At 62.4% G+C, this 12,779-nt stretch carries 10 protein-coding genes and 2 tRNA genes; 2 read left to right on the top strand and 10 right to left on the bottom strand.

Annotated features, from left to right (window positions below; all coding sequences use genetic code 11):
* Positions 1 to 27 precede the first annotated feature (27 nt).
* The 7 genes from dnaB to rnr form a co-directional block, all read right to left on the bottom strand.
* Positions 28 to 1,425 (bottom strand): replicative DNA helicase, encoded by a 1,398-nt coding sequence (gene dnaB, locus Q6A48_RS14390; RefSeq protein WP_053148344.1) that lies wholly within the window; start codon positions 1,423 to 1,425, stop codon positions 28 to 30.
* A gap of 133 nt (positions 1,426 to 1,558) precedes the next feature.
* Entirely contained in the window at positions 1,559 to 2,005 is a 447-nt protein-coding gene (gene rplI, locus Q6A48_RS14385; RefSeq protein WP_003186385.1) for a 50S ribosomal protein L9, read from the bottom strand.
* 18 nt (positions 2,006 to 2,023) lie between these two features.
* Positions 2,024 to 2,914 (bottom strand): YybS family protein, encoded by an 891-nt coding sequence (locus tag Q6A48_RS14380; RefSeq protein WP_304554771.1) that lies wholly within the window; start codon positions 2,912 to 2,914, stop codon positions 2,024 to 2,026.
* 36 nt (positions 2,915 to 2,950) lie between these two features.
* The gene (gene rpsR, locus Q6A48_RS14375; RefSeq protein WP_002551829.1) at positions 2,951 to 3,181 is read right to left on the bottom strand and encodes a 30S ribosomal protein S18; all 231 of its coding nucleotides are present in this window, start codon (positions 3,179 to 3,181) and stop codon (positions 2,951 to 2,953) included.
* Between the two features lie 28 nt (positions 3,182 to 3,209).
* Positions 3,210 to 3,638 carry a 30S ribosomal protein S6 gene (gene rpsF / locus Q6A48_RS14370; protein ID WP_003186395.1) on the bottom strand — a complete coding sequence of 143 codons (429 nt, stop codon included), beginning with the start codon at positions 3,636 to 3,638 and terminating at the stop codon, positions 3,210 to 3,212.
* Positions 3,639 to 3,941: 303 nt separating this feature from the next.
* Positions 3,942 to 4,700 carry a 23S rRNA (guanosine(2251)-2'-O)-methyltransferase RlmB gene (gene rlmB / locus Q6A48_RS14365; protein ID WP_041024061.1) on the bottom strand — a complete coding sequence of 253 codons (759 nt, stop codon included), beginning with the start codon at positions 4,698 to 4,700 and terminating at the stop codon, positions 3,942 to 3,944.
* Positions 4,697 to 7,282 (bottom strand): ribonuclease R, encoded by a 2,586-nt coding sequence (gene rnr / locus Q6A48_RS14360; protein WP_304554770.1) that lies wholly within the window; start codon positions 7,280 to 7,282, stop codon positions 4,697 to 4,699. The genes rlmB and rnr overlap by 4 nt, the downstream gene beginning before the upstream one ends.
* Positions 7,283 to 7,509: 227 nt before the next feature.
* On the opposite strand from rnr, the gene Q6A48_RS14355 reads away from it, so the two are divergent.
* Both Q6A48_RS14355 and Q6A48_RS14350 read left to right on the top strand, forming a co-directional pair.
* Positions 7,510 to 7,596: transfer RNA gene (locus tag Q6A48_RS14355), tRNA-Leu, on the top strand.
* A gap of 177 nt (positions 7,597 to 7,773) precedes the next feature.
* Positions 7,774 to 7,860, top strand: a tRNA-Leu gene (locus Q6A48_RS14350).
* A 193-nt stretch (positions 7,861 to 8,053) separates the two neighbouring features.
* On the opposite strand, the gene Q6A48_RS14345 is transcribed toward Q6A48_RS14350, so the two are convergent.
* The 3 genes from Q6A48_RS14345 to Q6A48_RS14335 all read right to left on the bottom strand — a co-directional run bounded on the left by Q6A48_RS14345 (position 8,054) and on the right by Q6A48_RS14335 (position 12,672).
* Positions 8,054 to 9,988 (bottom strand): methyl-accepting chemotaxis protein, encoded by a 1,935-nt coding sequence (locus Q6A48_RS14345; RefSeq protein WP_304554769.1) that lies wholly within the window; start codon positions 9,986 to 9,988, stop codon positions 8,054 to 8,056.
* A 149-nt stretch (positions 9,989 to 10,137) separates the two neighbouring features.
* Positions 10,138 to 11,430 carry an adenylosuccinate synthase gene (locus Q6A48_RS14340; protein ID WP_042729519.1) on the bottom strand — a complete coding sequence of 431 codons (1,293 nt, stop codon included), beginning with the start codon at positions 11,428 to 11,430 and terminating at the stop codon, positions 10,138 to 10,140.
* Positions 11,431 to 11,484: 54 nt separating this feature from the next.
* Entirely contained in the window at positions 11,485 to 12,672 is a 1,188-nt protein-coding gene (locus Q6A48_RS14335; RefSeq protein WP_304554768.1) for an ATP phosphoribosyltransferase regulatory subunit, read from the bottom strand.
* Positions 12,673 to 12,779: the final 107 nt, after the last annotated feature.

Raw genomic sequence — 12,779 nt, 5'->3', positions numbered from 1 at the left:
CTTCGCGAGCAAGCCCGCTCCCACAGGTTATTCGTCGTCGTCAAAATTGTAGCTACCCGGCGCGAGGTTCTCGAACCGCGTGTACTTACCGATGAATGCCAGGCGGATAAAGCCGATCGGGCCGTTCCGCTGCTTGCCGATGATGATTTCGGCGATGCCCTTGTGCTCCGTCTCCGGGTGATACACCTCGTCGCGGTACACGAACATGATGACGTCGGCGTCCTGCTCGATCGCCCCGGATTCGCGCAAGTCGGAGTTCACCGGACGCTTGTTGGGACGTTGTTCCAGGGAACGGTTGAGCTGGGAAAGCGCCACCACCGGGCAGTTGAATTCCTTGGCCAGGGCCTTGAGGGAACGGGAGATCTCGGAAATCTCGTTGGTCCGGTTGTCGCCGCTGGAACCGGGAATCTGCATCAATTGCAGGTAGTCGATCATGATCAGCGCGATGTCACCGTGCTCGCGCACCAGGCGACGGGTCCGGGCGCGCATTTCCGACGGGCTGATGCCGGCGGTGTCGTCGATGAACAGCTTGCGGTCATTGAGCAGGTTGACCGCCGACGTCAGGCGCGGCCAGTCGTCGTCTTCCAACTGGCCGGAACGGACCTTGGTCTGGTCGATCCGCCCCAGGGACGAGAGCATACGCATGATCAGCGATTCACCTGGCATCTCGAGGGAGTACACCAGGACCGCCTTGTCGCTGCGCAACACGGCGTTTTCCACCAGGTTCATCGCGAAGGTGGTCTTGCCCATGGAAGGACGGCCGGCAACGATGATCAGGTCGGCCGGCTGCAAGCCGCTGGTCTTCTCGTCGAGGTCGGTATAGCCGGTGGACAACCCGGTGATGGCGTTGTCGGTGTTGAACAGGGTATCGATCCGGTCGATGGCCTTGGTCAGCAGGTCGTTGACGCTGACCGGACCGCCGGTCTTTGGCCGCGCCTCGGCGATCTGGAAGATCTGCCGCTCGGCCTCATCGAGGATCTCCTCGGCGGTGCGCCCTTCCGGGTTGAAGGCGCTGTCGGCGATCTCGTTGCTGATACCGATCAGTTGGCGCAGGGTCGCGCGCTGGCGGACGATCTGCGCATAGGCCTTGATGTTGGCGACAGACGGCGTGTTCTTCGCCAGTTCGCCGAGGTAACCGAGGCCACCGACCTGGGACGTCTGCCCTTCCTTGTCCAGTTGTTCGGCCAAGGTCACGACGTCGATCGGCATGTTCTGGTCGGCCAGCTTGGCGATCGCCCGGAAGATCAGGCGGTGGTCATGCCGGTAGAAATCGCCGTCGGAGACTTGATCGAGCACACGTTCCCAGGCGTTGTTGTCCAGCATCAAGCCACCGAGCACGGCCTGTTCGGCCTCGATGGAGTGCGGCGGCACCTTCAGGGCGGCGGTTTGCAGATCGTATTGCTCGGGAGCGGTGATTTCGTTCATGGCCACTTGATTCTTGGAAACGCAGGGGTGATGAAAATCCGGTCTTGCAGAAAGACAAAGGGCACGACCTGTAGACAGGATCGTGCCCGATGTTACCGGCTAGTACCCGAGGGTGCCAGCCGACAGGTATTGCTTAGGCTGCTACCACGACAACGCGTACGGTGGCTTCAACTTCAGCGTGCAGGTGCACGGCGACGTCGAATTCACCTACGTTGCGGATGGTGCCGTTCGGCAGACGAACTTCGCTTTTCGCGACTTCAACGCCGGAGGCGGTCAGTGCGTCAGCGATGTCGTGAGTACCGATCGAACCGAACAGCTTGCCTTCGTCGCCAGCGGTGGCAGTGATGGTCACTTCCAGCTCGGCCAGTTGGGCAGCACGGCTTTCAGCCGATGCCTTACGGTCTGCGGCGGCTTTTTCCAGCTCGGCGCGACGCTCTTCGAACGCAGCCAGGTTGGCAGCGGTCGCCGCGGTGGCCTTGCCGAAAGGCAGCAGGTAGTTACGACCGTAGCCGGCCTTAACGTTTACTTTGTCGCCCAGGTTGCCCAGGTTGGCGATTTTTTCCAGAAGGATCAGTTGCATGTGAAAATCCTCTAACTTTTAACCTTCACCGTTCGCGTTGTCGGCGTCTTTCGACGCCATACGACCGCGAAAATCAATCAGGCTGTCGACGATGGCCATGACCACGAGCAACGGACCGAGCAAGTGCATGAAAGGAAACAACGTCACGTACATCCCCACCAGCCAGAAACTGGCCAGTCGCTTCTGCGCCACCAGCCCATGAACCAGGGCCAGGCCGGCGAAGATCAGCGGCACACTGCACAGCGGCAACAGGATCAGTGCATGCAGCCCGAAGAACGGAGCCACACACATGACGGCCAGCAGTGACAGCGCCACGCCTTTGGGGAACCGGATGGCGCGAAACTCGCGGCCGAATCCCCCGGGGTTGTACAACGAAGCTTGCCAATAGCGCCCAAGTATCAGGCACAGCACGCTAAAGACCTGCAACGAAGACGCTATCGAAATGATCATCAGCGGAGCAGTCATGGCCGTGACAAACGCCTTCTGGTCTGCCGAGAATGTCTCGTAGACCCCACCCATCGCCAGCGGCAACACGTCCTTGAACGTCTGCGCCAGTGATTCGATGATGGAACTGAACACAGTTCCCAGGCTCACCGCACACAACAACCCCACGGCCACGCTGCACAGCAGCACGCGGTTCCAGGTATGCCCGGCGCGCAGAACCAACGCCAGGCCACAAGCCCCGAGCAACACCAGGAGTGTCGTCGGGTCCTTCAGGAAGTGCCAGCTCACCAACGCCGACAACAACCCGATACCCAGGACGCTCAAGGCGTCCGAACCGCGCCGCAGGAGCACAAGGGCTCCAGCGGCGGCACTCAACCAGAACAACAGCGGCAATGCCGCGGATCCGGCCACGACCAGCGTGGCCTGCACACGTCCCCGCATGATGAAGTCAGCTAAGGCGCGCATGCATTCAATCCCTTACTACTCGTCGACTGCCCGGTCTCAGCGGCCGTGGCTGTCGGTGTAGGCCAGCAGGGCCAGGAAGCGGGCGCGCTTGATAGCGGTGGCCAGCTGACGCTGATAACGAGCTTTGGTACCGGTGATACGGCTTGGAACGATTTTGCCGGTCTCGGATACGTAGGCTTTCAGGGTGTTGAGATCTTTGTAGTCGATCTCTTTCACGTCTTCAGCGGTGAAGCGGCAGAATTTACGACGACGGAAGAAACGTGCCATGTGATTGGCTCCTTAAAAGGTCCGTGGATTACTCGTCAGCGTTATCGCTGTTGTCGCTGTCGCTATCGCTGTCATCGCCATCGGCGCTGTCAGAGTGCTCAGGACGGTCGCGACGCTCACGGCGCTCACTGCGGTTTTCTTCAGCCTTGAGCATCTCGGATTGGCCGGTAACGGCTTCTTCGCGACGGATGACCAGGTTACGGATCACTGCATCGTTGTAGCGGAAGTTGTCTTCCAGCTCGGCCAGGGCCTTGCCGGTGCACTCAACGTTCAGCATCACGTAGTGAGCCTTGTGAACATTGTTGATTGCATAGGCCAGTTGACGACGGCCCCAGTCTTCCAGACGGTGGATTTTGCCGCCGTCTTCTTCGATCAGCTTGGTGTAACGCTCAACCATGCCGCCGACTTGCTCGCTTTGATCCGGGTGGACCAAAAAGATGATTTCGTAATGACGCATGAATGCTCCTTACGGGTTGTAGCCTGCCGCTCAAAAACGGTCAGACAAGGAGTGAATGACACTTATGGACTTGTGGACGCTAGACACATAAGTGCCTGCCATCACAGCAAGGGGCGCAATTGTAGAGAAGGGTCGGGGGCGGCGCAAGGCAATTGGTGATTATTTGAACAACCCAGCTTTCATCCCATACAAAACCAATGTGGGAGCGAGCTTGCTCGCGATAGCGGCGTGCCAGTCGACATCGCTGTCACTGATTCACCGTTATCGCGAGCAGGCTCGCTCCCACTGGGACTTGCCTGGAGCCTACTTCTTCGCAGCCGCCTTGACGCTACGCTGGCGCAGCGCTTCGAACAGGCACACGCCGGTCGCGACCGAGACGTTGAGGCTGCTGACGCTACCGGCCATCGGCAACTTCACCAGGTAGTCGCAATGCTCGCGGGTCAGCCGGCGCATGCCCTTGCCCTCGGCGCCCATGATCAGGATCGTCGGGCCGGTGAGGTCCTGCTGGTACAGGTCCTGCTCGGCCTCGCCCGCCGTACCGACCACCCACAGGCCACGCTGCTGGAGTTTCTCCAGGGTGCGTGCCAGGTTGGTCACGGCCACCAGCGGAATCACCTCCGCGGCGCCACAGGCGACTTTCCGTACCGCGGGGGTCAACGTGGCCGACTTGTCCTTGGGCACGATCACCGCCAGCGCCCCGGCCGCATCCGCCGAACGCAGGCAGGCGCCGAGGTTATGCGGGTCGGTCACGCCGTCCAGGACGAGCAACAGTGGCGCGCCCTCGGTGCGATCGAGCAGCTCTTCGAGCATCGCCTCGCCCCAGACCTGGCTCGGGCTGACCTCGGCTACCACGCCCTGGTGAACACCTTCGACCCAGGCGTCCATCTCGCGCCGCTCGGCCTGGCCGACCGCCACGCGGTTTTCGTTGGCCAGCTCGACCAGGGTCTGCACCCGGGGCTCGCTGCGGCTTTCCGCCAGCCAGATCTGCTTGACCCGCTTGGGGTGGTGACGCAACAGCGCTTCCACGGCATGCACGCCGTAGATCTTTTCCAACTGACTCATGACTTGGCCTTGGGTTTACGCGCCCCGCCGCTCTTGGCCGGGGCCGAGCCCGCTTTCGGCGGGCCTTTACGGTGCTTGCTCGGTTTGCTGGCGGCCTTGCCCGATGTCGCTTTACCGCCGCTCTTCGCTTCGGCCAGCAACGCCTGCTTCATTTCGCGACTTTTGCGCACCTCGGCATTCTTCGCCGCCGCATCGCTCGGACGATAGGCGTCGCTGGCTTTTTCCTTGGCCGAACCGCGCCCGGCCCTGGACGACGCCGGCTCGGCAGCCTTGGCGGCAGGCGCGGGCGTTTCGGCACCTCGCTTCTTGCGGCCGATCGGCGCGCTGATGGTTTTCTCGGCCATCTCGAAGTCGATCTTGCGCTCGTCGAGATCGACGCGCATGACCCGGACTTCGACCGTATCGCCCAGGCGGAAGCTGCGACCGGTGCGCTCGCCCGCCAGGCGGTGATGCACAGGGTCGAAGTGGTAGTAGTCGCCCGGCAGCGCGGTGACGTGCACCAGGCCCTCGACGTAGATATCGGTCAGCTCGACGAACAGGCCGAAACCGGTCACGGCAGTGATCACCCCCGGGAACGACTCGCCGACGCGATCCTTCATGTACTCGCACTTGAGCCAGTTCACCACGTCGCGGGTCGCTTCGTCGGCACGGCGCTCACTCATCGAGCATTGCTCGCCGAGCTGTTCGAGCGCCGCTTCGTCGTACGGATAGATGCGCGCCTTCGGAATCGTCATCGCACCGGCACGCTTGACGTGCGGGGTGTTCATCTTCGAATGGATCACGCTGCGGATGGCCCGGTGCGTAAGCAGGTCGGGGTAGCGGCGGATCGGCGAGGTGAAGTGGGTGTAGGCTTCGTAATTCAGGCCGAAGTGGCCCTGGTTATCGGCGCTGTACACCGCCTGGCTCAACGAACGCAGCATCACGGTCTGGATCAGGTGGAAATCCGGACGATCCTTGATGCTGGCCAGCAGGGCCTGGTAATCCTTCGGCGTCGGGCCTTCCTTGCCCTTGTGCAGGGACAGGCCGAGCTCACCGAGGAACGCCCGCAGCTTTTCCAGGCGCTCCGGCGGCGGGCCATCGTGGACCCGGTACAGCGCAGGAATCTCGTGCTTCTTCAGGAACTCGGCGGTGGCGACGTTGGCCGCCAGCATGCATTCCTCGATCAGCTTGTGCGCATCGTTGCGAACCGTCGGGCGGATTTCGGCGATCTTGCGCTCGGAACCGAAGATGATCCGGGTTTCCTGGGTCTCGAAATCGATCGCACCGCGCACGTGGCGCGCCGCCAGCAGCACCTTGTACAACGCATAGAGCTGCTTGAGGTCCGGCAGTACCTCGCTGTATTCGCCACGCAGCTTGCGCGATTCGGCCAGCTTCGGTGTCTCCAGCATCGCGCTGACCTTGTTGTAGGTCAGGCGCGCGTGAGAATGGATCACCGCTTCGTAGAAGCAGTAGTCGGTCATTTCGCCGGACTTGGAGATGGTCATCTCGCAGACCATGGCCAGGCGATCGACGTGCGGGTTGAGCGAGCACAGGCCGTTGGACAACTGCTCAGGCAACATCGGCACGACGCGTTCCGGGAAGTACACCGAGTTGCCGCGTACCTGGGCTTCGGCGTCCAGCGCCGAACCGAGCTTCACGTAGCTGGAAACGTCGGCGATCGCCACGTACAGCTTCCAGCCGCCGGAGAACAGGCGCAGCTTGCCGGGCCGGGCTTCGCAGTAGACCGCGTCGTCGAAGTCCCGGGCATCCTCGCCGTCGATGGTGACGAACGGCAGGTGGCGCAGGTCGATGCGCTTTTCCTTGTCCTTCTCCTCGACTTCCGGCTTGAGCTTGGCAGCTTCCTTCATGACCGCATCGGGCCAGACGTGCGGGATGTCATAGGTACGCAGGGCGACATCGATCTCCATGCCCGGCGCCATGTAGTTGCCGACCACTTCCACCACGTCCCCTTGGGGCTGGAAGCGCGGGGTTGGCCAGTGGGTGATCTTCACCTCGACGAACTGGCCGACCTTGGCGTCGGCATTGCGGCCCGGGGTGACCAGCACTTCCTGCTGGATTTTCGGGTTGTCCGCGACGACGAAACCGATGCCGCCTTCCTCGAAATAGCGGCCGACGATGCTTTCGTGGGCACGGGAGACCACCTCGACGATCACGCCTTCACGACGACCACGCCGATCCAGGCCGGACACCCGGGCCAGGGCCCGATCGCCGTCGAACACTAGGCGCATCTGCGCAGGGCTCATGAACAGGTCGTCGCTGCCGTCGTCCGGGATCAGGAAGCCGAAGCCATCGCGGTGACCGGCAATGCGCCCCAGGATCAGGTCGAGCTTGTCCACCGGCGCGTAAGTGCCGCGGCGGGTGTAGATCAGCTGGGCGTCGCGCTCCATGGCGCGCAAGCGACGGCGCAGGGCTTCGAGCTGGTCCTCGGTGGTCAGGCCGAATTCTTCGACCAATTGCTCGCGGCTGGCGGGCGAGCCCCGATCGGCGAGGTGCGCCAGGATCAGTTCGCGGCTAGGAATAGGGTTTTCATATTTTTCCGCTTCACGAGCGGCCTCGGGATCGAGGGACTGCCAATCGGCCATTAGAGAGTTTTCACCTTGTCTATATGCGGGTTAGTTTGGCATAGGCTTAATGAAACGGGAAATTTCAGGCAACTGAATCCTGTTTCCGAAGTCGTTAGACCCTCCACCGGAGCCCTGGATCGCGCCGCTCGTGAAATTTCCAGGTTTTTTTACCAAGAGGGGTTTACAGTTAAAAACACGCTCCGTATAGTGCGCGCCATCGACGACGCACACACGTTGCCGATACTGCCCAGATGGTGAAATTGGTAGACACGCCAGCTTCAGGTGCTGGTGACCGCAAGGTCGTGGAAGTTCGAGTCTTCTTCTGGGCACCAATTTCAAGCAGCCGATCAACGATCTGCCAGCTTTACAGAAACCCGCGAAAGCGGGTTTTTGCATTTCTGCGCCCCAGAAAATTCACCAGGCAATTACTAAAACAAAAACAGGGGTTTACAGATCAAAACGCGCTCCGTATAGTGCGCCACATCAACAGCGGCAACGCTGAAGATGCTGCCCAGATGGTGAAATTGGTAGACACGCCAGCTTCAGGTGCTGGTGACCGCAAGGTCGTGGAAGTTCGAGTCTTCTTCTGGGCACCAATTCAAGATTCAAGGTTGAAGACCTTGGACCTCACAAAAACCCGCGAAAGCGGGTTTTTGCGTTTCGGCCCTGGACATATCCGAGTCGCTGGAATCGCTATCGTGCGCAGGCTCGCCCCCACGGTGGAACGCTGTTCGATGCGATCCATGTGGGAGCGAGCCTGCTCGCGATCAGGTCAACCCAGCCGCCCGATCAGGCTCGGAACTGCCCCAGGCTGGCCTTCAACTGCGCCGCCAGGCTGTCCAACACCTTGCCACTGGCCGTCGTCTCGACCACCGCCTGGGCCGCTTTCTCAGCCTGGACGTGAATGGTCTCCACCCGCCCGCGCACCGCCTGCGCCCCCTGGGCCTGATGAGCCGCCGCCTGGGTCGCCAGGCCAATCGCCGCATGCACCTGCTCCACCGACGTCTGCACCGTCTGCTGCAAGCGCGCACTGTCACGCAGGACCAGCAAACCCTCGCTGGCCTGGCGCCCCGCCAGGCCAATCGCCGCCACGGCCTCGCGAGCGCCCTGCTGGAGGGCCACGATGTGCGCCTGGATGTCCCCCGTCGAACTCTGGGTCTTGCTCGCCAACGCCCGCACTTCATCCGCCACCACCGCAAACCCGCGCCCGGTCTCGCCGGCTCGCGCCGCTTCGATGGCGGCGTTCAAGGCCAGCAGGTTGGTCTGCTCGGCAATGCCATGGATCACGGTCAGCACCACTTCGATCTGCTCGCTCTGCTGCGCCAGCCGCTCGATCACTTTCGCGCCGGTGTCCACTTGCCCGGCCAGCGCCTCGATCAAGCCACTGACCTTGGCCGACGTGCGCGTGGTTTCGTCCGTGGCCTGGCGAATCTCCGCCACCTGCTGCAAGGCTGCCTGCATCGCCTGGCTTTCCGATTGGGCTTCGTCGGCCATTTGCGACAGCGCCCGCAGACTCTCGGCCACTTCATCACGCTGCATCCCGGCGGCCGCATCGGCGCCGGAGTTGCGCAAGGTCATCGCGCCGATTTCCACGCCGGTTCGCTGGGCAACATCTCCCGCCTCCCGCACGATGGGTTGCAACTTGTCCACGAAGCGATTGACCGCCGAGGCCATGTCGCCGATCTCGTCCTTGCTGTTGATTTGCACGCGCTTGGTCAGGTCGCCCTCGCCCGCCGCCAGGTCGTTCATCGCCGCGATCAGCAGCTTCAGGCGATTGACCACCCGACGCCCCAGCACCACGGCCAACAGCAACAGGACGCCAGCGCCCACCAGGGCCAGGCCGAGGCCGATGCGCCAGCGCAAGGTGCCCGCCGCCTCCTGCACGGCGCCGGACGTGTTGGTCTGCATTTGCGTGGCCGTGGCCTGCGCCGATTGCAGGCGACCGCGCATCGCGCTCGCACTGTCGGCGGCAGCCCCCTTGAGGCTGTCGCCCACCAACTGGTCGCTGCTGGCGATCAACGCCGAGAAGCGCTGGTCCAGGGCCTTGAGGTCGGTTTCAACCGAAGCGGTGGAAACCCCCATCAATACCTTGCCGATTTCCACGCCATTGGGGTTGATCGAAGCTTCGAGGTAATAAACCGATGGATCGTTCTTCGCCGCATCCAGGACCTTGTCCAGCGCCCGCTCACCCTTGCCTTTTTCCAGCAACGCCTTGTTGACCGGGTTTTCCCGGTTCAGATAGCGCGTCAGGTGCTCACCGGCGGCGTCGTCATAGATGACGAACAGCACATTGGGATTGCGCTGGGCCCGACGGGCGAATTCGGAAAGGGTCGGCACGTCACTGTCCCACATGGCGCGGGGCGCGACGGAAGCCAGCAGTTGCGCCATATCATTGGCGGAATCGCGCAAGTCTTTCTCCAGCGCCCCACGCAACTGGGCCTGCTCGTCCTTCAGCCGCGCGGACAAGCCGGCATTCAGCCGCTGCCGCGTGCTGGCGGACAGGCTATCCAGGCTCGACGTGACTTCACGCCCGGCCTGCTCCAGCTCTGCCGAAAGTTTCTGGCTGTCTGCACCCAAACGCGCACCGAGATCGGCTTCCAGCGCCGTGACAGTGCTTCGAGTCAGCGCGACGGCCACCAGCACCTGCACCAAAAGGGCGATACCGAGGGTAACGAACACGGGCCGTAATAAACGGCTTTGTAACAGTGAGAGAACGGCCGACACGTGAAATCCCTCTACCAAACGCCATTAAATTGATGGCACTCGTCAAGAGTTGCCTGTAATGGAGTTGCGTAGCAAGTGTCATGCCGCTCGGCAGCCGAAACGACAAAGGACCCAAATGAGGGTCCTTTGCTTTTTACATCAACGACTTATCAGCCGAACGGGTGACGCAGGACGATGGTTTCGTTGCGGTCAGGCCCTGTCGAAATAATGTCGATCGGGGCGCCGACCAGCTCTTCGACGCGCTTGATGTAGTTACGGGCCGCCGCTGGCAGCTCTTCCAAGGTCTTGGCGCCCACGGTCGATTCAGCCCAGCCTGGCATCTGCTCGTACACGGGCTCCAGGCCGATGTAGCTGTCGGCATCGGTCGGAGCGTCGATGACAGCGCCGTCCTGATTCTTGTAGCCCACGCAGATGTTGATGGTTTCCAGCCCGTCCAGCACGTCCAGCTTGGTCAGGCACAGGCCCGAGATGCTGTTGACGTCGATGGCGCGGCGCAGGATGACGGCATCGAACCAGCCACAGCGACGGGCACGACCGGTGGTCGCACCGAACTCATGGCCACGCTTGGCCAGGAAGGCGCCGACGTCGTCGAACAGTTCGGTCGGGAACGGACCCGAGCCGACACGGGTGGTGTAGGCCTTGGTGATACCCAGGATGTAGTCCACGTACATCGGGCCGAAACCCGAACCGGTGGCAATACCGCCGGCAGTGGTGTTGGAGCTGGTGACATACGGGTAGGTGCCGTGGTCGATGTCCAGCAGCGAACCCTGGGCCCCCTCGAACATGATGTCCTTGCCGGCGCGACGCAGCTCGTGCAGCTCGGCGGTGACATCGAGCATCATCGGCTTGAGCAGCTCGGCGTACTCCATGCACTCATCCAGGGTTTTCTGGAAGTCGATGGCCGGCTCTTTGTAGTAATTGACCAGGACAAAGTTGTGGTAGTCCAGCAACTCGCCCAGCTTGGCGGCGAAGCGCTCGCGATGGAACAGGTCACCGATGCGCAGGCCGCGACGAGCCACCTTGTCTTCGTAGGCCGGGCCGATACCGCGACCGGTGGTGCCGATCTTCAGTTCGCCACGGGCCTTTTCACGGGCCTGGTCCAACGCGACGTGATAGGACAGGATCAGCGGGCAGGACGGGCTGATACGCAGGCGCTCGCGCACCGGTACGCCTTTCTCTTCCAGCTTGATGATTTCCCGCAGCAAGGCGTCGGGCGCAACCACCACGCCGTTGCCGATCAGGCACTGGACGCCTTCGCGCAGCACGCCCGAGGGAATCAGGTGCAGGACGGTCTTCTCACCGTCGATCACCAAGGTGTGGCCTGCGTTGTGACCACCCTGGTAGCGCACTACGGCGGCAGCATGTTCGGTCAGCAGATCAACGATCTTGCCTTTGCCCTCATCACCCCACTGGGTGCCCAGGACTACGACATTCTTACCCATAACACTTGTCCTCATTCGCGCAAACTTGGTGCCGGCCGCGGCCGGCGGGAAAACTCAAGAAGCCAGCGGCAATACTTGCCAAAGCCCATTCTGCTGAATCAATTGCCGGTCGCAGTCCGCTTCACGGGCGGCGGCCACAGGTTGCCCAGGCAAGGCCTGGACGACACGCTGACCCTCGCCGCGCAACTGGCAGACCAACTGCCAGAGTGCCGCATCCGTACTGTCAGGCATCCAGATACCGCCAGACGGTAGCTCGACTTCAGCACGCCCCAGGGTCACCAGGGTTTTCAAATCGGTAGAGAAACCGGTCGCCGGACGGGCACGACCGAAGTCGGCACCGATGTCGTCGTAGCGACCGCCCTGGGCGATGGACTGGCCGACGCCCGGTACGAATACGGCGAACACGACGCCGGTGTGGTAGTGATAACCGCGCAACTCACCCAGGTCGAAATACAGGGGCAGGTCCGGGAAACGCACCGACAAGCGCTCGGCAATCGCCAGCAGGTCGTCCAGCGCCGCCAGTACCGGTGCCGGCGCATGGGCCAGGCGCTCGCGGGCAGCCGCCAATACTTCTCGCCCCCCGCACAAGTCCACCAGTGCCCGCAGCATGCCGGACAGGTCGGCAGGCAGGCCTTCGGTCAGGCTGATGACCTCGTCGATGGCCTTGCGTTGCAGCGCGTCGAACAGCTGCTGCTCCACTTCGCCGGACAAACCGGCCGCACGGGCCAGGCCGCGGTAGATGCCGACATGCCCCAGGTCCATGTGGACATCCGGTACGTCGGCCAGTTGCAGCATGGCCAACATCAGGCTGATGACTTCCACGTCGCTGCTCGGGCTGGCGTCGCCATACAACTCGGCGCCCAACTGGATCGGGCTGCGCGAGGATGACAGGGCCCGTGGCTGGGCGTGCAGTACGCTACCGGCGTAGCACAGGCGGCTCGGCCCTTCACGACGCAGGGTGTGGGCATCGATGCGCGCCACTTGCGGCGTGATGTCGGCGCGAAAGCCCATCTGCCGGCCCGATTGCGGGTCGATGACCTTGAAGGTGCGCAGGTCCAGGTCCTGGCCCGCGCCGGTCAGCAGGGATTCCAGGTACTCGATATGCGGGGTGACGACGAACTCGTAACCCCAGCTCTGGAACAGATCCAACACCTGCCGACGCGCTACTTCGATACGCGCAGCTTCCGGTGGCAGTACTTCTTCGATGCCATCTGGCAGCAGCCAGCGGTCTACCGTTGCCATTACGCCATTCCCCTATGGTCCGGGCGGCCAGCCCTCGGGCAAGCCTTGAGTGAAGCAGAAAATGCCAGGCCGCTGCACAAACAACGCGCAAGGGCGACGTGACGAAT

The sequence above is a fragment of the Pseudomonas citrullilanati genome (assembly GCF_030580855.1).
GTDB lineage: Bacteria > Pseudomonadota > Gammaproteobacteria > Pseudomonadales > Pseudomonadaceae > Aquipseudomonas > Aquipseudomonas citrulli.
Note: the sequence above shows the minus strand (reverse complement) of the source record. Positions and strands in the feature narration are given on the sequence as shown.